Below are 22197 nucleotides of genomic sequence, written 5' to 3'. Positions count from 1 at the left end.
CCGATGCGTCCGGGTACAGGTGAGGTGTTGAAACTCGTTGAGGCGGGCTGGGTGAGCCGGCTATGACTTTTCTTGGTCAACTTGGAAGATGCACCTTTTGTTCTTGAATTTCGTGACACACTCAGACAATGTGTCAAAAAAATTCCCAGATGGATGAGCGAAAAATGCAGGCTGACTTCTCCACGCTTCTGGCGCAGGCCGGATACACCGTACCTGAGGCGGCGCGTGTTCTTGGCTATTCGGAAGGCCACATCTATCGCTGGAAACGTGGAGAAGAAATCCCCCGTGAGAGCGTTGTCCGCCTGCTGAAAATGGAAATTGAGAAGCGGCGCAATGATGCTGTCCCCGGGAAGACCTTCAAATTCATAGATCTCTTCGCCGGGATTGGCGGGCTCCGGCGCGCGATGGAAAGCGTCGGCGGCCACTGTGTCTTCACGTCCGAATGGGACAAGTACTCACAGAAAACCTACATGGCGAACTTTCCTGACAACCGCCTGCCAGAGGGAGACATTCGGGAAGTCGATGCAGGTGATATTCCCGACCATGATGTGCTGGTCGCAGGGTTCCCCTGCCAGCCGTTCTCCATTGCCGGTGTATCGAAGAAGAACGCCCTCGGCCGCAAGCATGGCTTCGAGGATGAAACGCAGGGAACGCTGTTCTTCGACGTCCTGCGGATCCTCCAGCATCACCGGCCAGCCGCGTTCCTGCTGGAGAACGTGAAGAACCTGAAAAGCCACGACAAAGGTCGTACATTTGACGTGATACGCCGTAAGCTTACAGAAGAGCTGGGCTACACCCTTGACACCCGGATCATCGATGCAGGGCATTTCGTTCCCCAGCACCGTGAACGGATTGTAATGGTTGGCTTTCGGGAGGAAACCGGCTTCAGTTTTGATGATATGCATCTCCCGTCGTACGGGGCGAAACGCATGCGGAACATTCTGCATCCAGAAAACGGCACAGAGGAGCCAGAGGGGCACTTCACCGTCGGGCCGGATGCCATGGTCAGCGACAAATATACTCTGACCGACAAGCTCTGGGCCTATCTGCAGAACTACGCCAAAAAGCACAAAGCCAAGGGGAACGGGTTCGGCTTTGGCATGGTTGATGGTGACAGTATCTCCCGCACACTTTCTGCCCGGTATTACAAAGATGGTTCCGAAATCCTCGTCAGCCGCGGCGAAGGAAACAACCCCCGCCGGCTTACGCCGCGCGAGTGCGCACGCCTGATGGGCTATCCCGACGACTTCAAAATTCCTGTGTCAGATACTCAGGCATACAGACAGTTTGGTAACTCGGTGGCTGTGCCTGTCTTCGCCGAAGTCGCGAGGACCATGGCGCCGCATATCCTGGCTCTTATCGACGCCGAGAATTTCAGGAAAGTTGGCTGACGTTCACGACAAAAGCACCCGGAGCCGCAACATGGCGGCGATCCGGCACAGGGACACCAGACCCGAGATGCAGATCCGCCGTGGGCTGCATGCCCGTGGGTATCGCTATGGGCTGCACAACCGCAGCCTGCCCGGGAAACCTGACCTTGTTTTGCCGAAATATCATGCAGTGATCTTTGTGAATGGCTGCTTCTGGCATGGTCACGACTGTGCGCTGTTTCACTGGCCTTCCACAAGGCAGGCGTTTTGGCGTGAAAAAATCTTAGGGAATGCTGATCGGGATGCGCGCAACAGTGCCGCGCTCCTCGAGGCAGGCTGGCGTGTGGCAATAGTCTGGGAATGTGCGCTGAAAGGGCGCGGCAGGCTGTCCCTGGACGCGATCATTGACTCACTGGCCGCATGGATATGTTCTGACGCTGCAGAGCTAACGCTCGAGGGCGAAAGAGCAGGTGCAGACACCTGAAGCTGCCCTGAATTGCTCGTCAGCGACGAGCATGCAATTGAGGGGATGGCATGAAGTTCGGAATACTGGCAGACCACTTCGAAGGCGCCGGCGCCAAGTATCTGACTGAGGTTGAGGTCAACAAGGCACGATCAAATCAGCATGAATTCCAAGGCGTCAGCGGATTTCGTACTTTCCTGGGTACGCCAGCCGAAAAGAAGACCTATCACGCAACCTTCTTCTGGCTGACAGGAGAAGACGACGAAGAACCTCTGACGGTGGAAGCGTTCTGCACTTGGAGTGACGTTCGCAGGAATAATCCTACCCGCTCCGCTGAGTTTCATCTTTACTATGCCGCAGAATCTGAAGCGGTTGTGCATCAGGCGCACGCCGGCGATCTCCTTCTCGTCGCCAGACAGAAGCATGATGACTCCCTGCTTCTTATTCTGTGCCCGGCCGACACAACGATTGCACATCAGCTGCTCTGGCTTTTTGGTCTCGACCTCGTCGGAACGCGCGCGAACGCGAAGGTTTTCGCCCCGGAAGAGAGCATTCGCCTCGGCTTCGCTGCGAGAGCAATTCTAGAAGGTTTGGGAATAGAACCGGAGGAACCAGAACCAGATGCCCTGGAGCTTCTCATCGACCGCTTTGGTCTGGGCTTTCCCCGCACAGCCGAGTTCTCGCAATTTGCGCGCGATACTGCGGATGCACCTCACCCACTCGACGATCCAGACCGCGCACTCACGGAATGGATGGACCACGAAGAGGTTCTGTTTCGGCATCTTGAACGCCACATAGTTGCCGACCGCCTGCGAAAAGGCTTTGCTGATGGCTCAGAAGTCGATGTTGACGGCTTCCTCAAGTTTTCACTCGGCGTCCAGAACCGAAGGAAATCCCGGGCCGGATGGGCGTTTGGTCATCACATTGAAACCATCCTCCAAGCCCACGACATCAGGCATAAGCGAGAGGCAACCACCGAAAAACGTAATGGTCCGGATTTTCTGTTTCCGGGTGAAGCTGAGTATCATGATGACACCACTGATCCCGAAATTCTGACAATGCTTGCTGCCAAGACAAGCTGCAAGGACCGGTGGCGGCAGGTATTGGCAGAAGCAAACCGAATCACCGAAAAGCACCTGATAACGCTTCAGCCAAGCATATCAGAAACGCAAACCGCTGAAATGCAGACCGAACGCCTGCAACTCGTGGTGCCAAATCCGATCTTCAGCTCCTTCACTCGCATGCAGCAAGAATGGCTCATGGATGTGAAGAATTTTGTCAGCGAGGTCAGGGCAAAGCAGGCGAAGTGGGAATAAGTTCAGCCGTCGGATCCATTCTCCCTTCGTCTCGATATGCGCGGATGCAACTGGCCGAAGTTGCCCCTGCTTTCGGGCCCGTCGCGACCGCAGCACAAATCGAGCGCGTACGGTGAATGGCGAGTTCTTCCGCACTGCTGACTTTGGGCTGTCAGTCCATGCTGCACCATGCACTGTATCTGGTATCGGGAAGCTGCGCCGCAGTCGCGCCCAGCCTGACGAATGACCGAAATGGCCAAACGTGTTCGAAGTGCCAAGGGGGCCACCCTGGCGCTAGGGGCGGCGAGAAGACATTCGCTGCGAACGCCATCAAGGTCAGCTTTGCGGCAAACGCGGCGGTCAATCAGCCCGCAATGTGTCGCCAGCCTTTCTCGTCTGCCTGGTAGATTTGACCGCGCCCGGTGCCCATGCCAGCCCCCTCCTTTAGGAAGCATAGCGCGCAGACATTGGCGCCCACACCACCCCGGAAGATGGCGTCGATCATGAAATGCATCGGCGCGAAGGGCTGACCGCAAAGATCGCAATCGGTGATGTCGCCACACCAATACACTTCTTCGGCAGGAGGGGTTTCATTCTCGAGCATGTTTGCAAGCTGCCGCTCGGCAATATTATGGTCGCTATTGAGGAAGGCCCGGATCGTTTCAGCAAAACCCTGATCGGTGGTCATGAAAATCTCAACGAGCTTACCGACCTCTTCTTGGTGCTCATGGATCATAAGGTTTATCGAACGAACGGCACCTTTCACTGGAATTATCGATGCCCCCTGGACACGGACTCGTTCGAGACCACACTCGCTCTCACGAAACACCGCGTACCGCATGCCCAAATCAGTCATAATATCGTGGTTCATCGACCTATTTTCGCCGAGGTGGCAGGCGAGAAAATAGGAAAAGCTGTTACCTGAGAAATGATCGGCGATCAATTTGTTGAAGTCTGGAGGCGATCCATCCCATTCGGGCAAACCAATGAAGCGCTCGACTGCGCCATCGTGCTCAATGTCGAGCCTAAAAGTCGGGACATAGCCGGGAAAACCAAACGCGGAAGCAGCGATCGTGCGCGGGATATCCTCCAGGCTGTAGGCAACGAGAGTGATGCGTACAGGTCCCCCCTTGCGTTCGGCATACCGAATGAGCTGTGTGACGGCGCCGAGCCACTCTTCGTTGTAGAAGAAGATATTCTCAATCCTCTGACGTAGCGCCGCCATCTGCGGCGGCGAATCCGTATGTGCTGAATAGCGCAGTCGGACATCAGATTCGCCGCCTTCACCGCGAATTTCATCGATGATGGTCTGGTCCTCGAGCCAAGGATCGACGAACCGACCGAAGCGATGGACGACGATATCTTCCTGTGCGCCATCCTGAAACCATCTAGCGCCCTTTTCAGGATGAGCGATTTCAGCGTTGTCGGCGCCGATGTGGCGATAGGGCACCCCGCCGTGGAGGTGCCACACTGCATCAGATGCCTCGGCTACTCGATCTTCAAGTTCGGTGAGATCGGCAATGTGCTCGCGGAATTCCTCGAGCTGGCCTTCGTCGAAACTGGCTTCGATCAGCGCCATATACTCTTCGAAGTGCAACTCGCGTTGTGCGAAATAGAGAAAGGAGCGGCCGCCCAAGACCGGCTTGGTTGCGCGGCTCTGGATAAGCACGAAATCGGTGAGGCCGAAACGTTGCACCCGCTGCGCAATAACCGCTACCGCCTTGGCAGCAGTCGCTTCGTCCGGAAAACCCCAGCGAAAATGTCGGACCCCGATCTTACGCTCGCTTGAGAGCGCGGCCTGCGTCATGGGCTCGATCTCGTACGGTATGCCGTCCACATCGAGAGTGATCGCGCCGGCGGTCACCTCGAATGGAGCTGATGCGGCAAACTCGGCATAGGGCGTACCGAGTTCGTGCCACTCCACAGATAGCAGAATAAGGCGGATATCAGTGTTTTTTACTAAGAATTTCTCGCGCAGAAGTGGCACATATTTGTAGAGCTCTTGGATCGCTTCGCGCGCTGCCGCGTCGGTCCGCTTAATCTCTATGATCACGAGCTTGCCAGCCGCGTCACGCGCAAAGATGTCGAGGAAGCCCGAAGCGCCCTGCTGGTTCGGAAGATAAGATTCGATGTCGACCAGCAACAAGCCTCGTTCAACCATGTCGAGATGGGCAGCGATATGATTGCGGATAGTCGCTTCAGTGTACTTTGGCTTGTTCATGTTGGACTATTTATCACTCTTGTCGCGAGCCAATGTTGTCAAAAAGGGTGAGCGTCGCGCCCCCGGTAAGCTCAAAACTGCCACATTTCTTCCAACAGATCAGCGACGACGACGCTTCGAGCGATAGCCACTCCGCCGTCGCCGTAGGCCACGCTCGAAGAGCTTATCGTGAAGCAGCTTCGTAAGCCGATCTTGCCAACCATCAGTGTGTACTACACGAGGGCTTGTTGCGCTATTCGACTGACCTGACGAGGAGCCCCTCTCCCCGCCGGCTTCAGACCACGGCTTTGATCTCGGCCCTGCCGAGGGCCGAGAAGCGGTTCATGATGGCGATGCGGATCTGGATTTCGGCGGTTTGGCGGTCGGGGTCTCGGGACATGATCCGTTCGCCGAAGAGCTTCAGCCGGTTCATCTGTGCCTCGACCCGACTTCGGACATGGTAGCCGGCCCACTTCTTCCAGAGTGCCCTGCCGAGGTGACGCGTCGCGCGCAAGATCTCGTTTCGCGCCAATGCTGCGGAGCAGTCTTCTTTCCAGGCGCGGCCGTTCCGGCGGATCGGTATGACGGCATCGGCGCCGCGCTCGATGATGGCGGTGTGGCATCGGCGTGTGTCGTATGCGCCATCGGTGGTGACCGTGGCGATCTCCTCGCCCTCGGGAATTTGCGACAGCAGGTCTGGCAGCAGGGGGCTGTCGCCTTGGCGGCTTGACGTGAACTCGACCGCGCGTATGTCGCCGGTCTCCGTGTCCATGGCGATGTGAACCTTGCGCCATTGCCTCCGGCGGGAGGAGCCATGCTTCCGGGCCAGCCATTCGCCATCGCCACGGAACTTCACCCCCGTGCTGTCGATAAGCAGGTTCAAGGGCTTGCCCGAGCGGCGATAGGGGAGCTGCACCCCGATCCGCGCTTGCCGTCGGCACAGCGTCGAATAGTCCGGAGCTGGCCAGTCGAGCCCCGCCATCCGGATCAGGCTCTCGACCAGCCCGACCGTCTGCCGCAGTGGAAGGCCGAAGAGGACCTTCAGCGTCAGGCAGGTTTGGATCGCGGCATCCGAGAACGTCTCGGGCCGCCCCCGTTTGCCGGTCTTTCCGGCGTGCCAAGTCGTCGTTGGGTCGAACCAGATCGAGAGCGATCCCCGCTGGCGCAGCGCCGCATTATATTCGGACCAGTTCGTCGTACGATAGCGGGTGGGAGTGGGCTTCGGCATGGCCCCGAACTAACGCTCTGGATTCGCGCAGTGAATCCTCAGCACTGATATGTGCAACAAGGCCGCCTATAGTCCTCGACCGGGTCTTCTGGGTACGCAGACCAGTCCACATCTTCCTCGAAAGGGATGTCGATTCGCGGCTCGGATCCGTCCTTATTCATCGCATAGGGCCCTGATTTCCTAGGAATGTGCAACTTCCTGCACTTTCTACCCTCTGGAATATTATTTTTTATCAATGGCTTGATTGGCGCATGGCGGCTGATGCCTAATGGTACCAGAAGGAGGCGGCAGATGTCGAAAATCTTCGATCTGGGACGAACGCCGGAGGAATGGGTGGAAGCCATGCGAGCACGCGGCATCTCCCTCTCCGCAAGAATGCTGAGGGCGAAGGCGCGCACACATGGGCAGTACTTTTCACTTGGTCGCACCACGCTGATCACTCCGGACCAGATGGATGAGATCCTCCTGCTCGAAGCAGAGCGGAACCAGGTAACGCCGGAGCGCTCGACGCGGCGGCCAGGCGGCGCCGCCTGAAATCAACGCAGCACGCCGAGTACGGCGCACGAGAGACAAAACAAGGAGGCCAGGGCATGGCAGCTACGGGAAAGACCGGATCGGAAGTGCTCGACACCGGGAAGACGCTGGCAGAGTGGAGTGCGTGGCTGGCCGGTCGCGGGATTGCAATCCGCGAACGCACGCTGCGGGAACGGGCGAACCGCATCGGCGCCTGCTGCAAGCTTGGCAACGCCACGCTCATCACCCCCGCTCATATGGATCAGATCTTGATGGAGGCACCGACATGCCGCTCGAACCGCACCGCAGAGGCAACGTCTACTGGGTCAAAGGCTGGGTCGAATACAATGGCCGCCCGATCGCCGGCCCATATCGACAAAGCTCGCGAGCGTCTTCGGAAGCTGGCGCGCGGGACTGGATAAACGAGGAAACCGATCTTCAGATCCGCAAGCACATCGTCGGGGAAGAGCGGGCGCTTCGCTTTGCGGATGCAATCGAGCTCTATCAGCCCGACACCAGAGCCGCCCGCCAGTTGCTGCCGATCCTCGACGAGATCGGTCATCTGCCGCTCGCGGAGATCACCGGTCGCCTGCTGAAGAACCTTGGCTCGAAACTACGTCCGAACGCGTCCACCGACACCTGGTGGCGGGAAATCGTCACCCCCGCGCGGGCGGTCATCAAAACAATGCACACGAGCTGAAGGGGACGCCACTGCTGCGCGTCCGTCGCTACGATCAGTTCGAGCGCAACGCCCAGGACAAGCGCCGGGGCAAGGCCAGCCGGAAGGAGCGTGTTCCTGCAACCCGGGAATGGATCGAGGCCTTCTGTGCGGAAGCCGATCCCTACAATGCTGCCATGGTGCGCTTCATGTTCGAAACAGCCGCCAGGATCGATCAGGCTGTTTCCCTGATGCAGGACGACCTGCAACCGGAGGCATGCCGGGTCCGCGTGAAAGCTCAGAAGGGACATCCGGAAAGCTGGATCACGGTTTCGCCAGAAATGATGCAGGAGCTGCTGGATCTGCGCCCCAAACGCCCCCGCAACCGCAGAACTGGTGCTCTCCTGCCGCCGCGGATATTCGGGTATGCCAGTTCGACCGGCTACAACAGTCGTTGGAAGACGATCTGCCGCCGTGCCGGCATTCCATACCTCTCGGCCCATGCCGCTGGTCGGCATGGCTTCTTCACCGAGCTGGTCATCCGTCAGGGCGTGGATCCCGTGACGGCGGCGAGGGCGGGGCGGTGGTCAGATGCCAATCTGCCGATGAGCATCTACGCCCACCCGGAGGCCGACGAGGCGGACATCCGGGCGCGTTTTCGTACAAGGTCTGTACAGACGGATGCATCGGAAGATGATAACAATCTGAAAGAAAAAGGAGAAAGCGATGATGAGCAGCCCCCTCCTAAGGGGCAGGTTGCAGGTTCGAATCCTGCCGGGGTCACCACTTTCACGACATCAGGGCGCAGATGCCGGAACATGCCGTGGGCAATGTCGCCTGCCCTCCGTTCAATGCTGCAGAACGTAAAGCCCCGGCGCCGGGTCCAGGGGGGTGATGCCCCTGGCGGCGGCGCCCATCTCCGGCGGTGCGGTCGGTGCGGAGGAGTGCTCCTCGAGCCAGCCTGACCAGGCGGGCCACCAGCTGCCGTCCCGGGGCGTCCGGCCGGCGAACCAACTGTCGGGATCCTCGTAGTGGGCGCCCTCGGGGCGGTGGCCAATGCGGTACCGCGCGTGCGGGCGGCCCGGGGGGCTGACGATGCCACCGTTGTGGCCACCGCTGGCCAGCACGAAGGTCAGATCGCAGTCGCTGAACAGGCGCAGCTTGTAGACCGATTTCCAGGGCGCGATATGGTCCTTCTCGGTGCCGACGACGAAGACCGGCACCGCGATATCCTTCAGGGCGATCACCCGGCCTTCCACGGCGAAACGACCCGCGCTCAGCCGGTTTTCAAGAAACAGCCCGCGCAGGTACTCCGAATGCATGCGGGCGGGCATGCGCGTCGCGTCGGCATTCCACGCGGTCATGTCGGAGGTCATGTCCTGCCGGCCCAGGAAATACCGCTGCACGGCCCGGCTGTGGATCAGGTCCTCCGCCCGCATGGCCCGGAATGTTCCCGCCATCTGGGTGCTGTCCAGGTACCCGCGCGCCCACATCATGTCTTCCAGGAAGGCGACCTGGCTTTCATCCACGAAAAGCAGAAGCTCCCCCGCCTCAGAGAAATCCACCTGCGCGGCGAAGAGGGTCATCGAGGCCAGGCGCGTGTCGCCGTCCCGCGCCATCGTCGCGGCGGCGATGGACAGGATCGTCCCGCCCAGGCAGTAGCCGGCGGCGTGGATCTTCTGATCGGGCACGACCGTGCCCAGGATGTCCAGGGCCTGCATCACGCCCCGCTTGCGGTAGTCTTCCAGCGAAAGGTCAGACTGGTCCGCCTGGGGGTTTACCCAGGAAATCGCGAAGACGGTGAAGCCCTGCCCAACCAGGTAGCGGATCAGCGAATGCTGCGGGGCCAGGTCCAGGATGTAGTATTTCATGATCCAGGCCGGCACGATCAGCACCGGCTCTGCCTGCACGGTCTCGGTCGTCGGGCTGTACTGGATCAGTTCGAAAAGGTCGTTGCGGAAGATCACCTGCCCGGGCGTGCAGGCCAGGTCACGGCCCACCTGCATGTCCTCGGCGGGCGCGGCCTCGGCGCCGGTCAGGGCGCGGGTCATGTCATCGGCGAAAAGGCGGGCGCCCTCGGTCAGGTTCGCGCCCCGCCGCTTCAGCGTCTCGTCCAGGATTTCGGGGTTGGTCGCGGGGAAGTTCGAGGGGGCCATCATGTCCAGCGTCTGGCGAACCATGAAACCCACGCGGTCGCTCTCTGCCCCGCTCAGCCCGTGCAGCGCATCCGTCGCGTGATCCCACCAGTCCTGGCAGGCAAGGAAGCTCTGTTCCCACAGGGTCCAGGGCATGCGCTGCCAGCCTTCGTAGGTGAAGCGGTGATCGTAGGCTCTGGGCCTGAAGGGCGGTTCGGCCCCGTCGTCGGAATTGCGTCGCAGGGCATAATCCGCCACGGCGGCGGTGTTCTGCGCGGCGGTCTGCGCCAGTTCGGCCTGCCGTCCGGGCGCGGCGGCCAGGTTCATCGCCCAGTCGCTCCAGGCCTGCAGGGTCGAAAAGGGCGACATGCCGCCGGTCATCCCGGCAATGGTCGCACGGGTCAGCCGGTCAAGGTCCTGAAAGGGGTGTGCTTCGGCCGGGCCGGGGGCCTCCGGTGCGGCCTTGGGGGGCGCGTCGGTCCGGTCTGCGGATTTCAGTGCGATGACCTTGCGATCGGATGCCATGCGGTCCTCCACCTGATGACGGCCCTGTATTGGCTGGCCCTGTCGTGGCCGGACCTGCCGGCCGAACCAGACTTATCCGTACAGAACCGCGCCGGCGCGCGCCGGGCAAGCTCTTTTGAGGTCAGGGTGGGGGAAGAGCGTCTCTCTGCCGCAGCGCGGCGGCAGAGGCGCGGGGGGTGTGGCGGGAATGCCCGCCCGCCCTGGATCAGGTGGTCTCGTATCAGGCAGCCCGGATCAGGCAGCTAGGCCGCGTGCGCCCATGTCGAGGAACTTCCGGCGCCGTGCGTCGATCAGTGCCTTGCGGTCCATGCCGTCCATGTCCTGCAGCATCGCTTCCAGCGCCCGCCCGACAGAGGCCATGGCACCCGGCGCATCGCGGTGCGCGCCGCCGGTGGGTTCGCTGATGATCCGGTCGATCACGCCCAGGTAATGCAGGTCCTGCGCGGTCAGGCGCATGGCTTCGGCCGCCTCGCGCATCTTCTCGGCGTTCTTCCACAGGATCGAGGCGCAGCCCTCGGGGGAGATCACGGAGTAGATCGAATGCTCCAGCATGGCGACCTTGTTGGCCGCCGCGATGGCAACAGCCCCGCCGGAGCCGCCTTCGCCGATCACGACGGAGATCATCGGAACGCCGATCTGCAGGCATTTCTCGGTCGACCGCGCGATGGCCTCGGACTGGCCGCGTTCTTCCGCGCCCTTGCCGGGGTAGGCGCCGGCGGTATCGACCAGGCTGATGACGGGCAGGTTGAACTTGTCGGCCAGCTCCATCAGGCGGATCGCCTTGCGGTAGCCTTCGGGCCGGGCCATGCCGAAGTTCCGCTCGATGCGGGACTTGGTGTCATTGCCCTTCTCGTGGCCGATCACGACGACGGGGCGGTCGCCCAGGCGTGCCAACCCGCCCATGACGGCCAGGTCCTCGGCAAAGTTGCGGTCGCCTGCCAGCGGCGTGAACTCGGTGAACAGCGCGCTGATGTAGTCTTTGCAATGGGGCCGGTCGGGATGGCGCGCCACCTGGCACTTCCGCCAGGGCGTCAGCTTGGCATAAAGGTCGACCAGCATATCGGCCGCCTTCTTGTCCAAGGCCGCCGCTTCGGCCTCGATATCCATCTCGTCGTTCTGCCGGGCCATTGCCCGCAGTTCCTCGGCCTTGCCTTCGATCTCGGCAAGGGGACGTTCGAAATCGAGGTAATTCGTCATCTGGCGCCTCCGCTAGGGTTGGCCGTTATATGAAGGTCGCGGCGCCGAAGTGCAATAAGGCAAGATTTGCCGGGCGCCCCTGCGGCAGACAGAAGCGCGAAAGGATGCCTGATGACCGGACCTTACGAAGCGCGGCTGCTGCGCGTCATGGATCACATTCACGCCAACCCGGCCGGGGACCTGTCCCTTGATGCCCTAGCAGAGGTCGCGGCGATGAGCCGTTTCCACTGGCACCGCGTCTTCCGGGCAATGACGGGGGAGACCTGCGCACAGGCGGTGCGGCGCATCCGCATGCACCTCGCCGCCTGCGAACTCGCCCGTGGCCAGACCCCGGTGGAGCAGATCGCGGCCTCTGTCGGCTACCCCGATCCGGACAGCTTCGCCCGCGCCTTTGCCGCGCAATACGGGCACACCCCGCACCGCTTCCGGGATGAGGCACCCTTTCGTCCGAAACTCGATCCCTTGCTGAAGGAGAACCCGATGACGACCGAAACCACCCTCTATCCCGTCGACCTGCGCCGGACCCCCGCCCGCAGGCTTGCAGGCTTGCCACATCGCGGCAGCTACTTCACGATTTCCGAAGCCTATTCGCGGCTGGGGTCCATCCTTGCCGCGCGTGAGGTCTGGCACCTCGTGGGGCCCATGGTGGCGCTCTACTACGATGACGTCAGCGCCGTGCCCGAAGACCAGCTGCGCAGCTTCGCCGCGGTCCAGATCCCCGAAGACATGCCCCTGCCGGAGGGGCTGCAGGAAGAACGCCTCGAACCCGCCGAAACCGCGGTGCTGACCTTCAAGGGGCCCTATGCAGGGCTGCACGAGGCCTACCAGTACATATACCGGACATGGCTGCCTGACTCGGGCCGTGATCTGCTGGATCAACCGCCCTACGAGGTCTACCTGAATTCGCCCATGGACACGGCGCCCGACGACCTGCTGACGGAGATCTGCATCGGGTTGCAGGCCTAACCAGCCGCCAGGGCCAGCATCGCCTGTCGCGGAGAGCTCAGGACGGGCACGCCGCAGTCCTGCAACAGTTCCGCCGCACCGGCCATGCTGGCCTGCGCCAGGACGACGACCTCCGCGCCGCGTTCCGCCAGGGCGGCGCGGATGGCTCCGGCGATCCAGTTGTGGAAACGCGCCGTCTCTCCCGCTTCGAACAGGGGCCAGGCCCCGGTCACGTCCAGCATCCGCAGGTCGGCGCGGTCATCGGCCAGCTCTTCGAACAGGGCACGGCTGGGGGCCTTCGTGCTTTCCAGCGCATGGGCCATCAGGACCCGCCCGCCGATCCGCGCCGCGTCGCGCATCATCGGCCGGTCCACCCGCAGCCCGCCCAGCTCCTCCGCCAGCGGGCCGAGCGTCGTGCAGGTGCACAGGAACGGCCCCTCCGCCTCTGCCGCCAGCTCCGCCAGGCGCGCCCGCAGGTCTCCGCCCGCCCGCGCGTCCTCCAGCCAGGCCTCCCGCACCTCGTGGCGCAGGGGCAGCCCCGGCGCGATCTCGTCGCGCAGGCGGTCGAAGGTGGCCACGTGGGCCTCGGCGGTGTGCAGCAGCAGCGGTGTCATGCCTCAGTGGTAGACGACCGGCACCAGCGAAGCCACCAGCAGAACCGCCATGGTCCAGTTGAAGGCGCGCAGCAGGCCGGGCCGCCGCATCAGCCGGCGCAGCTCCTGCCCCAGCAGGATCCAGACGGAGTTCGCCGGCACGCAGACCAGCCCGAACATGGCGGCGATCAGCAGGACCGCCCCAAGGTTGCGCTCCGGCGCATAGAGGGTGATCGCGCTCATCGCCATGACCCAGGCCTTGGGATTCACCCACTGGAAGGCCGCCGCCTGCAAAAAGGACATGGGCCGACCGGAGGCCGCCCGTCCCTCGGGGGCTGCCGCCGTCGCGATCTTCCATGCGAGGTAGAGGAGGTAGATCGCGCAGGCCACCATCAGCACCTGTCGCACCAGCGGGTAGAGGTCGAACAGCCCCATCAGGCCAAGCCCCACCAGGGCCACCATGACGGAAAAGCCCACCCCGATGCCCAGCATGTGCGGCACCGTGCGCCGGTAGCCGAAGTTCGCGCCGGAGGCCATGACCATCAGGTTGTTGGGCCCCGGCGTGACGGAGGAGACGAAGCAGAAAAGGAAGACGGCAGTCAGGAATTGAACGGTCATGTGGCACCCATGGCTTGCATGAGGAACAATCCTATGCGGTATCATGCGGTCAGAGGTTGCGATCTTTCGCGCTCAAGGGGAGGTTTTGCAACAAATGGCGAAGCTGGATGACATCAACCGCAGGATCTTGCGGGAGCTGAGCCGCGATGGCCGCGTGTCGAATCTCGACCTGGCCGAGCGCGTGGGCCTTTCGCCCTCCGCCTGCCTGCGCCGCGTGCAGGAGCTGGAGCGCGCGGGCGTCATCCTCGGCTACAGGGCAGTGCTGGATCCCGAAGCCATGGGGGCAGGGTTCGTGGCCTATGCCTCCGTCGGTCTGTCTGAACACACCAAGGCCTCGCAGGAAGCCTTCGAGGCCGCGATGCAGCAGGCGCCCGAATGCCGGGAATGCCACAACATCACCGGGTCACGCGAATACCTGCTGCGGATCGAGGCCGAAAGCCTCGCCGCCTACAAGCGCTTCCATACGGAGGTGCTGGGCACCTTGCCCCATGTCTCGGCCCTGACCACCTACGTGGTCATGGGCTCCCCCAAGGACGACAGGGCCTGATTTCAGGGCCTGATTTCAGGGTCCGACGCCGGGACTTTAAGGCAGGCCGCGGGCTTACTTACTTGCAGTAGCCCAGCTGTTCCTCGATCGCCTGGCCCGACCCGGCCAGGTTCACCGGCTCCTCCTGGCCGGAAATGCGCAGCTCGTTGCCGCTGCGCAGGGCCGCCAGGAAGCTGTCGCGCGCCGCGTCGTCGGCGAAGAGCACACGGTAGGCATGGATGTCGCCGCCCGAAATCGCCGGGTCCGGGGTCTTTCCGGTGTATTCCACGCGGTAGGCCTGCGGTGCGCCGTCGATGCTGAAGCTGACCTCGGCCTGGTAGGTCTCGCCGCGGCCTTCGGGGCCATCGACGCCCGGCAGCTTCGTCCCGAATCCCAGGCGAACCGACCGCGCGGGGCCCTCGCAGCGAATCGAGAAATAGTCCCCGGTCATCGCGCGTTCCTGCGTCAGGTACATGAGCATGCCGTTCTTGTCGGCTTCCTTGCTCTGCATCCAGGCGCCGTTGAACACCTTCGCGACGTCGTTCTCCACCACGTCCTGCGCGGCCAGCGGGCCGGCGGACAGGCTCACGGCGGACAGGCCCAGCGTCGCGCAAAGCGCGCAGGTGGCGAGGGCGGAAAGGGGGGTGGCAAGGAAAGTGCGCATCGCGTTTCTGCTCCGGTGCGGGGTCATTTCGGGCAAAACTATCCCGGTTTTCGCGAAAGCCAAGAGGGGCGACGAACTCGTGATGGCCAGCGTGGCTCCCCCGAGTGGTTCCCCTGCGTGGTTCCGTCGCATGGTGCGCGCAGCGCGCCCGGTGCATTGAATAGTCCGTAGACGGATCAAATCCTCCGTCACGTCGGAACGCGGTGCCTGGAAAAATGAAAGCGCCCGCGAGTCCTCCTCACGCGGGCGCTCTGCCGGGCGAACTTCGGGGCTTAAACCCCCGAAGCGATCAGCTCGGCTTGTCTCACGATTACTTCTGCCTGTTTAATAGATGCGATGTCAACAAGTCTTCCCTTGTAGACCGTCGCGCCGGCCCCCGTACGCTTCGCTTCTTCCATCGCCGCCAGGATTTCCCGGGCCTCCGTGACCTTGGTTTCGGAGGGGGTGAAGACCTCGTTCGCCAGGGCGATCTGCTTCGGGTGGATGGCCCATTTGCCCACCATGCCAAGCGTCGCGGACCGCAGTGCCTGGGCGCGATATCCCTCGTCGTCCGAGAAGTCTCCGAAGGGGCCGTCAACCGGCAGCAGGCCGTGCGTCCGGCAGGCGGCGACAATGGCCGTCTGGGCCCAATGCCACGGATCGGACCAGTATTTATTGCCCTCCCGCAGCATGTAGTAGTCTTCCTGGGTGCCGCCGATCCCCGTCGTCTGCATCCCCATGGAGGCCGCGAAATCCGCCGCGCCAAGGCTCATCGCCTGCATCCTGGGGGAGGCCGCGGCGATCTCCTCGACATGGGCAATGCCCGCCGCGGATTCGATGATCACCTCGAAGCCGATCCGCTTCGTCCGGCCCTTCGCGACCTCGATCGCGCTGACCAGCGCATCGACCGCGTAGATGTCCCCGGCGCAGCCCACTTTCGGAATCATGATCTGGTCCAGCCGGTCGCCGCATTGCTCCAGAAGGTCCACGACATCGCGATACCACCAGGGCGTATCCAGCCCGTTGATTCGCACCGACAGGGTCTTGTTGCCCCAGTCGACCTCCCCGATCGCCTGGATGATGTTGGCGCGGGCCTGCTCCTTGTCGTCGGGGGCGACGGCATCTTCCAGGTCCAGGTTGATCACGTCGGCGGCAGAGGCCGCCATCTTGGCGAAGAGCTTGGTGTTCGATCCCGGACCGAAGAGCTGGCAGCGATTCGGACGGGCCGGGGGCTGAGGCTGGACGCGGAAGGACATCTCGGTTCTCCGGGTAATGAAATTACGATTGCATTGCTGTGATGGTTAGAAAATTGCGCGATCAATTACAACCCGCATTTTGCGCTGCAGCATGGATTCGCGGCTGCATCGAAGGATCTTCGAACAATAATGCAAAATCCGGGAGAGATGCGCGCATTACACGTCTCGCGCGCCGAATTCGCAAACACCTTTACGTAGAAAACGCTCAATCTGGTGGAAACACTCTTCAGGAGATCTTCTGACATGATCGAGACCCCGTACCTTCTGTTCCTCGGCGACGCCCCCGACCCCCTCGCGGCCAAGGTGGCCCAGGGCATCAAGGACTGGCGCCCGGAAAACTGCGTTGGCCAATTCCGCATGGAAGGCTGCAAGGCCGACATGAAGCTGTCGGACATGACCCTGGCAGAAGCCAAGGCCGCCGGCGCCAAGACGCTGGTCATCGGCGTGGCCAACCGTGGTGGCGTGATCTCCCCCGCCTGGAAGAAGGTCCTGATCGAAGCGCTGGAAGAAGGCTTCGACATCGCCTCCGGCCTGCACAACCTGCTGCGCAACGAAGAAGATCTGGCTGCCGTGGCCAAGGCCACCGGCCGCACCCTGCATGACGTGCGCATCCCCTCCGTCCAGTACCCGATCGCCTCGGGCGTCAAGCGCAAGGGCAAGCGTTGCCTGGCCGTCGGCACCGATTGCTCCGTCGGCAAGATGTACACCGCGCTGTGCATGGACAAGGAAATGAAGGAACGCGGGCTGAAGTCCTCCTTCCGCGCCACCGGCCAGACCGGCATCCTGATCACCGGCGACGGTGTGCCGCTGGACGCCGTCATCGCCGACTTCATGGCAGGCTCCATCGAATATCTGACCCCGGACAACGATGATGACCACTGGGACATGATCGAAGGCCAGGGCTCCCTGTTCCACGCTTCCTACTCCGGCGTGACCATGGCACTGGTCCACGGCGGTCAGCCCGACGCCCTGGTGATCTGCCACGAGCCCACCCGCGACCACATGCGCGGCCTGCCGGACTACCAGCTGCCCTCGCTGGAAGCCGTCCGTGACGTCGCCATGACGCTCGCCTCCTGGGTGAACCCCGACGTCAAGGTCGTGGGCATCTCGGTCAACACCCAGCACATGTCCGAAGAGGATGCACAGGCCTACCTCGCCAAGGTCGAGGCCGAAATGGGCATGCCGGCCACCGATCCCTACCGCTACGGCGCGGGCAAGCTGGTCGACGCGCTGATCGCCTGATCCGATCTCCCGCCGGGGGCAACCCCGGCGGGACCACTCATGAGAAGACGAGGAGGGGTTCGACGTGAAGATCGACGTGACCCGTGACACCTTCCCGCTGGCCCAGGTGTTCCGCATCAGCCGCGGGGCCCGGACCGAGTCGGAAGTGCTGACCGTCACCGTGACGGATGGCACCCATACCGGCACCGGCGAATGCGTGCCCTACGCCCGCTACAACGAAACGCTCGCCTCGGTTGAAGCGCAGATTGCGGCGCTTCCGCCGGACATCACCCGCAAGGGCCTGCAGGACATCCTCGAAGCCGGCGCCGCCCGCAACGCGGTCGACTGCGCGCTTTGGGACCTGGAGGCGAAGAAGGCCGGCAAGCGGGTCTGGGAACTGGCCGGGCTGCCCGCGCCCAAACCCGAAATCACCGCCTACACCCTGTCGCTGGACGAACCCGCCGCGATGGAAGAGCAGGCGCGCAAGAATGCCTTCCGCCCGCTGCTGAAGATCAAGCTGGGCACCCCAGATGACATGCCCCGGCTGGAGGCCGTCCGCCGTGGCGCGCCCAACTCGAAGATCATCATCGACGCCAACGAGGGCTGGTCGGCCGAGGTCTATGCCGAGCTTGCCTCCCACCTCGTCCGCCTCGGCGTGGCTCTGGTGGAACAGCCGCTGCCCGCAGGCCTCGACGATGCGCTGATCGGCATGGATCGCCCGGTGCCCGTCTGCGCCGACGAAAGCTGCCACGACCGCGCCTCCCTGCCCAAGCTGAAGGGCAAGTACGACGTGGTGAACATCAAGCTCGACAAGACCGGCGGCCTGACCGAAGCGCTGTTGCTGCGCGATGCGGCCCTGGCCGAAGGCTACAAGGTGATGGTCGGCTGCATGGTCGGGTCCTCGCTTGCCATGGCGCCTGCGGTGCTGGTCGCACAGGGGGCGATGGTCACCGACCTGGACGGCCCGCTGCTTCTGGCGAAGGACCGCGACGCCGCGCTGCAATACGACGAGGCGGGTGTGCACCCTTCGACCCCGGCCCTCTGGGGCTGAGGTCCGGGTGGGCTCCGGAAGGTGGATTGCATCCACCCTACGGTCGGTGGCGCGCCGGAAGGCGGTGGGATGAACCCCCATCTCCCGGCCCAACCGCGTAGGGTGGATGCCAATCCACCGCCCCAACCGCCCCACCGGGCGCACCCCGTATGGTGGGGTTTCCCCCACCGCTCCCGCGGCCCTTCGCGCCGCCCGACATCGTTTTGCCGGGGCACATTCCGCCAGAGCCCCGGCATCCCCGGCAGGCCGCCGACTTCCCTTCCGGCGGCCTGCCTGCCACCCCCCTGACTGCCCCGCGCCGGCGCGGGCGGCCGGATCCCGGCAACCAGACTGACTGGCATTCAAATTTCTGGCCTTCCGCCCCCGCGCGGGTCTAGGAAGCGCCTGACGGTTATGCGGGCCCCGCCCGCGACAGACAGGAGAATGGCCCATGAGCCGCATCGTCTACTTGAATGGTGAATACCTCCCCGAGGAAGAAGCAAAGGTCTCGATCTTCGACCGCGCCTTCCTGATGGGCGATGGCGTTTACGAGGTGACCTCGGTCCTCGGCGGCAAGCTGATCGATTTCGACGGCCACGCCAAGCGTCTCGCGCGCTCCCTGTCCGAGCTGGACATGGCAGAGCCCGTCACCATGGACGAGCTTCTGGAGATCCACCGCGAACTGGTCGCCAAGAACGAGATCACCGACGGTCTGGTCTACCTGCAGGTCACCCGCGGCTCCGCCGGCGACCGCGACTTCGTCTTCCCCGATCCCGAGGTGGTGAAGCCCACGCTGGTCCTCTTCACCCAGTCCAAGCCGGGCCTCGACGTCGATCCCAAGGCCAAGAAGGGCACCAAGGTCATCTCCGTGCCGGACATCCGCTGGCACCGCCGCGACATCAAGACCGTCCAGCTGCTCTACCCCTCCATGGCCAAGATGATGGCCAAGAAGGCCGGTGCCGATGACGCGTGGCTGATCGAGGACGGCTTCGTGACCGAGGGCTCCTCCAACAACGCCTATATCGTCAAGGGCAACAAGATCATCACCCGCGCCCTGTCCAACGACATCCTGCACGGCATCACCCGTGCCGCCGTCCTGCGCTTCGCCTCTGAGGCCCAGTACGAGGTCGAGGAGCGCAACTTCACGATCGAGGAAGCCAAGGAAGCGGATGAGGCCTTCACCACCTCCGCCTCCGCCTTCGTCATGCCCGTCGTGGAAATCGACGGCGTGAAGCTGGGCGATGGCACCCCCGGCACCGTCGCGCCCCGCCTGCGCGAACTCTACCTGGAAGAGATGAAGAAGCTGGCCGTCTGATCGCGGGCTGATCCCGGCGCCCGGTCCGCGTGATCGCGCGGATCCGGAACCACATGCAGCAACTACATTCAGGGCGCATCCCGGTCGGGGTGCGCCCTTTTCCGTCGGCGCATGGCGGGGCAGGGCGCATGGGGCAGGGCGCGTTCCGCGCCGCCTCGCCGGTTGCACCCGCCTTTCTGCCGGGGGCTGGGAAAACGGCGCGGCCCGTGTCAGATCATGGGATCAAAGGCACGATTCGCCCCCGGTTTTCCGCCCCGGCCCGAGCTGTCCCCGAAGTCTCTTCCGCAATCTCTCGCGCCACCTTCCCCGAGATCTCCCATGCGCCACGCAGTCCTCATCGCCCTCCTGTCGCTCTGCGCCGCCGCGCCGGCCTCGGCCGATCTTTGCAGCTGGCGCCCCCAGAAGGTGCTGAAGGACGTCGACGATTCCGCTCTGGGGGACGCCATCAACAGCGGTCTCGGCTTTGACCTTTCCGATGTCGTGTCGGGGGCGAACCTGCTGAACCCCGAGAAGGACAAGAACCGCATCAAGGAAGTCTCGGGCGTGGTCGTCGCGGCCTTTTCCGCGCCGGTCTCCGTCGCGGCCGGTGTCGTGGGCATCACCGCCTTCGAAGGCTTCTGTTCCCTGCGCGAAGGCCGCCGGACCGACAGCGAGGCGGTGCTGGATGTGCTGGTCGCCATGGCGGAAGAGGCCGACCCGGCCTATTTCACCGTGCTGGATGCTGACAAGGGGCCGGATCAGGCCGTGCTCCGCCTCGGCGACGGGCAGGGCGGCGCGCGCGACTACGATGTCTCCCGGTTGGAAATCGTGGATGGTGAGCTGCGCCAGCGCGGGCTGGGCCGCAACCGGGTGATCGGCAAGGTCACCTACCGCCTGCCGGCAGAGACGCTGATCCGCTCGGACGAAGATCACCTGCTCGAAGTGCCCGAAGGCCCCGCCCCCCTGCCGGAGGTGGAGGTCGCCCCCCTGCCGGATGATGAGGATGAGGCGACGGAAGAGACCACCGACGAGGCGGCAACGCAGGGCCAGGCAACACCCCTTACGACTTCCCCGGCAGATTGACCCGGGTGGGCTGACACGAGTGGGCTGAGCCGGTTGGCCAAACGAAAACGGCCCGGGCGCTGCCCGGGCCGTTTCGCGATTTCCGGTGTCGGTCAGGCCGCCTCGGCGGGGGCCTCCACCTTCCGGGGCTCGCCGCGCGAGGCCATCTTCAGCACCGTGAAGCCCAGCACGGCAGAGATGGCCGAGCCGGTCAGCACGCCCAGCCGGACCGAATTCATCAGCTCGACATTGGTGAAGCTCAGCGTCCCGATGAAGAGCGACATGGTGAAGCCGATCCCGGCGAGGCAGGCGATGCCGTAGATATGCATCCAGTTGGCGCCGGCCGGCATCTTGGCCAGGCCCGATTTCACCATGATCCAGACCACGGCGAAGACGCCCACCTGCTTGCCGATCACCAGCCCGCCCGCAATGCCAAGCGCGAGGGGATCCAGCAGGTCGGCAAAGGTCAGCCCGGTCAGGTTCACGCCCGCGTTGCCGAAGGCGAACAGCGGCACGATGAAGAACAGCACGTAGGGCGACAGGCCATGTTCCAGCGCGTGCAGGGGCGATTTGCCGTACTTGTCCTTGATCGGGATGAAGAAGGCCGTGAGCACGCCGGCCAGGGTCGCGTGGACGCCCGACTTCAGCACGAAGAACCACAGCAGCACGCCCAGCAGAAGGATCGGCGCCACGCGGTGCGTCTTGCGCTTGTGCAGCACGAACATCGCGGCCAGCGGGATCAGCGACAGGAACAGGTAATCGATCTGCAGGTCGGCGGTGTAGAACAGCGCGATCACCACGATGGCACCCATGTCGTCCAGGATCGCCAGCGTCAGCAGGAAGATCTTCAGCGACGACGGCACCTTGGGCCCGACCAGGGCCAGCACGCCCAGGGCAAAGGCGATGTCGGTCGCCGCCGGGATCGCCCAGCCGTTGATCGTCTCCGGGTTGGAGAAGTTCAGCGCGACATAGACGATCGCCGGGCAGGCCATGCCCGCCACCGCCGCCATGCCGGGCATCAGCACGTCGCTGGGGTTCTTCAGCTTGCCTTCCAGCAGCTCGTACTTCAGCTCGAGCCCGACGAGGAAGAAGAAGATCGCCATCAGCCCGTCATTGATCCAGTGCAGCAGGCTGTTCTTCAGCTCGCTCTCCCCGAAGGAAATCTTCAGGTAGGTATGCAGCCAGTCGTCATAGGCAGGACCCAGGCTTGAATTGGCGACGATCAGGGCCAGCACGGTGGCCAGGATCAGGAAGATCCCGCCAGAGGCATCGCTCGAGAAAAACTTGTCCAATTCACGTCTTAGGCCCATACCTGTCTCCTCGTTACTTGGGTTCTGAACATGCTTTTGGCCTCGGGGGCGCACCTCAAGGCATCGTGAACGAAATGGGGAACCCTGCGCCGCCGCGCAAGAGGCTGCCTGTCAA

21 protein-coding genes are annotated in these 22197 nt (G+C 63.2%); 12 read left to right on the top strand and 9 right to left on the bottom strand.

Annotated elements, in window-relative coordinates; translation table 11 throughout:
• Positions 1-164 precede the first annotated feature (164 nt).
• Genes dcm through AC2IR1_RS21855 form a run of 3 tightly spaced genes read left to right on the top strand, consistent with a single transcriptional unit; the run spans position 165 to position 3149 of the window.
• The gene (dcm, locus tag AC2IR1_RS21865) at positions 165-1391 is read left to right on the top strand and encodes a DNA (cytosine-5-)-methyltransferase (protein ID WP_486474086.1); all 1227 of its coding nucleotides are present in this window, start codon (positions 165-167) and stop codon (positions 1389-1391) included.
• A complete protein-coding gene (locus AC2IR1_RS21860) occupies positions 1384-1854 on the top strand; it encodes a very short patch repair endonuclease (protein WP_486474085.1) in 471 nt (156 codons plus the stop codon). Before dcm ends, AC2IR1_RS21860 begins: the two co-directional genes overlap by 8 nt.
• 50 nt (positions 1855-1904) lie before the next feature.
• A complete protein-coding gene (locus AC2IR1_RS21855) occupies positions 1905-3149 on the top strand; it encodes a type II restriction endonuclease (protein WP_486474084.1) in 1245 nt (414 codons plus the stop codon).
• 343 nt (positions 3150-3492) lie between these two features.
• On the opposite strand, the gene AC2IR1_RS21850 is transcribed toward AC2IR1_RS21855, so the two are convergent.
• Positions 3493-5349 carry an endonuclease NucS domain-containing protein gene (locus AC2IR1_RS21850; RefSeq protein WP_486474083.1) on the bottom strand — a complete coding sequence of 619 codons (1857 nt, stop codon included), beginning with the start codon at positions 5347-5349 and terminating at the stop codon, positions 3493-3495.
• A gap of 274 nt (positions 5350-5623) precedes the next feature.
• The gene (locus AC2IR1_RS21845; RefSeq protein ID WP_486474082.1) at positions 5624-6556 is read right to left on the bottom strand and encodes an IS5 family transposase; all 933 of its coding nucleotides are present in this window, start codon (positions 6554-6556) and stop codon (positions 5624-5626) included.
• A gap of 291 nt (positions 6557-6847) precedes the next feature.
• Here AC2IR1_RS21845 and AC2IR1_RS21840 point away from each other — a divergent pair, with 291 nt between their 5' ends.
• The 3 genes from AC2IR1_RS21840 to AC2IR1_RS21830 all read left to right on the top strand — a co-directional run bounded on the left by AC2IR1_RS21840 (position 6848) and on the right by AC2IR1_RS21830 (position 8692).
• Positions 6848-7090, top strand: a complete 243-nt coding sequence (locus AC2IR1_RS21840) for a DNA-binding domain-containing protein (RefSeq protein WP_486474081.1) — start codon at positions 6848-6850, stop codon at positions 7088-7090.
• A 265-nt stretch (positions 7091-7355) separates the two neighbouring features.
• On the top strand, positions 7356-7769 hold the full coding sequence (locus AC2IR1_RS21835) for a hypothetical protein (RefSeq protein ID WP_486474080.1): 414 nt from the start codon (positions 7356-7358) through the stop codon (positions 7767-7769).
• On the top strand, positions 7712-8692 hold the full coding sequence (locus AC2IR1_RS21830; RefSeq protein ID WP_486474079.1) for a tyrosine-type recombinase/integrase: 981 nt from the start codon (positions 7712-7714) through the stop codon (positions 8690-8692). The genes AC2IR1_RS21835 and AC2IR1_RS21830 overlap by 58 nt, the downstream gene beginning before the upstream one ends.
• Here AC2IR1_RS21830 and AC2IR1_RS21825 read toward each other — a convergent pair.
• Entirely contained in the window at positions 8576-10387 is a 1812-nt protein-coding gene (locus tag AC2IR1_RS21825) for a PHA/PHB synthase family protein (protein WP_486474078.1), read from the bottom strand. The two genes, AC2IR1_RS21830 and AC2IR1_RS21825, sit on opposite strands and share 117 nt — an antisense overlap.
• A gap of 234 nt (positions 10388-10621) precedes the next feature.
• Positions 10622-11584 (bottom strand): acetyl-CoA carboxylase carboxyltransferase subunit alpha, encoded by a 963-nt coding sequence (locus tag AC2IR1_RS21820; RefSeq protein WP_486474077.1) that lies wholly within the window; start codon positions 11582-11584, stop codon positions 10622-10624.
• Positions 11585-11695: 111 nt separating this feature from the next.
• Here AC2IR1_RS21820 and AC2IR1_RS21815 point away from each other — a divergent pair, with 111 nt between their 5' ends.
• Positions 11696-12550, top strand: a complete 855-nt coding sequence (locus AC2IR1_RS21815) for an AraC family transcriptional regulator (protein ID WP_486474076.1) — start codon at positions 11696-11698, stop codon at positions 12548-12550.
• Here the strand turns inward: AC2IR1_RS21815 and AC2IR1_RS21810 are convergent.
• Entirely contained in the window at positions 12547-13143 is a 597-nt protein-coding gene (locus tag AC2IR1_RS21810; RefSeq protein ID WP_486474075.1) for a hypothetical protein, read from the bottom strand. The two genes, AC2IR1_RS21815 and AC2IR1_RS21810, sit on opposite strands and share 4 nt — an antisense overlap.
• 3 nt (positions 13144-13146) lie before the next feature.
• Positions 13147-13740 carry a LysE family translocator gene (locus AC2IR1_RS21805; RefSeq protein WP_486474074.1) on the bottom strand — a complete coding sequence of 198 codons (594 nt, stop codon included), beginning with the start codon at positions 13738-13740 and terminating at the stop codon, positions 13147-13149.
• A 94-nt stretch (positions 13741-13834) separates the two neighbouring features.
• Between AC2IR1_RS21805 and AC2IR1_RS21800 the strand changes: the two genes are divergently transcribed.
• Complete coding sequence (locus tag AC2IR1_RS21800) at positions 13835-14287, top strand: Lrp/AsnC family transcriptional regulator (RefSeq protein WP_486474073.1); 453 nt, start codon at positions 13835-13837, stop codon at positions 14285-14287.
• Positions 14288-14345: 58 nt separating this feature from the next.
• On the opposite strand, the gene AC2IR1_RS21795 is transcribed toward AC2IR1_RS21800, so the two are convergent.
• Positions 14346-14930, bottom strand: a complete 585-nt coding sequence (locus AC2IR1_RS21795; RefSeq protein WP_486474072.1) for a hypothetical protein — start codon at positions 14928-14930, stop codon at positions 14346-14348.
• 272 nt (positions 14931-15202) lie between these two features.
• Positions 15203-16165: an L-malyl-CoA/beta-methylmalyl-CoA lyase gene (locus tag AC2IR1_RS21790; RefSeq protein WP_486474071.1), complete on the bottom strand. Its 963-nt coding sequence runs from the start codon at positions 16163-16165 to the stop codon at positions 15203-15205.
• Between the two features lie 243 nt (positions 16166-16408).
• Here AC2IR1_RS21790 and dgcN point away from each other — a divergent pair, with 243 nt between their 5' ends.
• From dgcN to AC2IR1_RS21770, 4 genes are all read left to right on the top strand, one after another.
• On the top strand, positions 16409-17407 hold the full coding sequence (dgcN, locus tag AC2IR1_RS21785) for an N-acetyltransferase DgcN (RefSeq protein ID WP_486474070.1): 999 nt from the start codon (positions 16409-16411) through the stop codon (positions 17405-17407).
• Positions 17408-17471: 64 nt separating this feature from the next.
• The gene (dgcA, locus tag AC2IR1_RS21780) at positions 17472-18437 is read left to right on the top strand and encodes an N-acetyl-D-Glu racemase DgcA (RefSeq protein WP_486474069.1); all 966 of its coding nucleotides are present in this window, start codon (positions 17472-17474) and stop codon (positions 18435-18437) included.
• A 430-nt stretch (positions 18438-18867) separates the two neighbouring features.
• A complete protein-coding gene (locus AC2IR1_RS21775; RefSeq protein WP_486474068.1) occupies positions 18868-19731 on the top strand; it encodes a D-amino-acid transaminase in 864 nt (287 codons plus the stop codon).
• 318 nt (positions 19732-20049) lie between these two features.
• On the top strand, positions 20050-20793 hold the full coding sequence (locus AC2IR1_RS21770) for a hypothetical protein (protein WP_486474067.1): 744 nt from the start codon (positions 20050-20052) through the stop codon (positions 20791-20793).
• Positions 20794-20885: 92 nt separating this feature from the next.
• On the opposite strand, the gene nhaA is transcribed toward AC2IR1_RS21770, so the two are convergent.
• Entirely contained in the window at positions 20886-22082 is a 1197-nt protein-coding gene (nhaA, locus tag AC2IR1_RS21765) for a Na+/H+ antiporter NhaA (protein ID WP_486474066.1), read from the bottom strand.
• Between the last annotated feature and the right edge of the window lie 115 nt (positions 22083-22197).

The organism is Pseudooceanicola sp. NS-SX8 (genome assembly GCF_057380755.1).
The sequence above is the reverse complement of the archived record's forward strand: the minus strand, read 5'-3'. Positions and strand labels throughout refer to the sequence as shown.

Excerpts from the sequence above, each read along its gene's own strand:
- dcm (WP_486474086.1), top strand. The coding sequence starts at position 165 with ATGCAGGCTGACTTCTCCACGCTTCTGGCGCAGGCCGGATACACCGTA.
- AC2IR1_RS21855 (WP_486474084.1), top strand. The coding sequence starts at position 1,905 with ATGAAGTTCGGAATACTGGCAGACCACTTCGAAGGCGCCGGCGCCAAG.
- AC2IR1_RS21850 (WP_486474083.1), bottom strand. The coding sequence starts at position 5,349 with ATGAACAAGCCAAAGTACACTGAAGCGACTATCCGCAATCATATCGCT.
- AC2IR1_RS21845 (WP_486474082.1), bottom strand. The coding sequence starts at position 6,556 with ATGCCGAAGCCCACTCCCACCCGCTATCGTACGACGAACTGGTCCGAA.
- AC2IR1_RS21840 (WP_486474081.1), top strand. The coding sequence starts at position 6,848 with ATGTCGAAAATCTTCGATCTGGGACGAACGCCGGAGGAATGGGTGGAA.
- AC2IR1_RS21835 (WP_486474080.1), top strand. The coding sequence starts at position 7,356 with ATGCCGCTCGAACCGCACCGCAGAGGCAACGTCTACTGGGTCAAAGGC.
- AC2IR1_RS21825 (WP_486474078.1), bottom strand. The coding sequence starts at position 10,387 with ATGGCATCCGATCGCAAGGTCATCGCACTGAAATCCGCAGACCGGACC.
- AC2IR1_RS21820 (WP_486474077.1), bottom strand. The coding sequence starts at position 11,584 with ATGACGAATTACCTCGATTTCGAACGTCCCCTTGCCGAGATCGAAGGC.
- AC2IR1_RS21815 (WP_486474076.1), top strand. The coding sequence starts at position 11,696 with ATGACCGGACCTTACGAAGCGCGGCTGCTGCGCGTCATGGATCACATT.
- AC2IR1_RS21810 (WP_486474075.1), bottom strand. The coding sequence starts at position 13,143 with ATGACACCGCTGCTGCTGCACACCGCCGAGGCCCACGTGGCCACCTTC.
- AC2IR1_RS21805 (WP_486474074.1), bottom strand. The coding sequence starts at position 13,740 with ATGACCGTTCAATTCCTGACTGCCGTCTTCCTTTTCTGCTTCGTCTCC.
- AC2IR1_RS21800 (WP_486474073.1), top strand. The coding sequence starts at position 13,835 with ATGGCGAAGCTGGATGACATCAACCGCAGGATCTTGCGGGAGCTGAGC.
- AC2IR1_RS21795 (WP_486474072.1), bottom strand. The coding sequence starts at position 14,930 with ATGCGCACTTTCCTTGCCACCCCCCTTTCCGCCCTCGCCACCTGCGCG.
- AC2IR1_RS21790 (WP_486474071.1), bottom strand. The coding sequence starts at position 16,165 with ATGTCCTTCCGCGTCCAGCCTCAGCCCCCGGCCCGTCCGAATCGCTGC.
- dgcN (WP_486474070.1), top strand. The coding sequence starts at position 16,409 with ATGATCGAGACCCCGTACCTTCTGTTCCTCGGCGACGCCCCCGACCCC.
- AC2IR1_RS21775 (WP_486474068.1), top strand. The coding sequence starts at position 18,868 with ATGAGCCGCATCGTCTACTTGAATGGTGAATACCTCCCCGAGGAAGAA.
- AC2IR1_RS21770 (WP_486474067.1), top strand. The coding sequence starts at position 20,050 with ATGCGCCACGCAGTCCTCATCGCCCTCCTGTCGCTCTGCGCCGCCGCG.
- nhaA (WP_486474066.1), bottom strand. The coding sequence starts at position 22,082 with ATGGGCCTAAGACGTGAATTGGACAAGTTTTTCTCGAGCGATGCCTCT.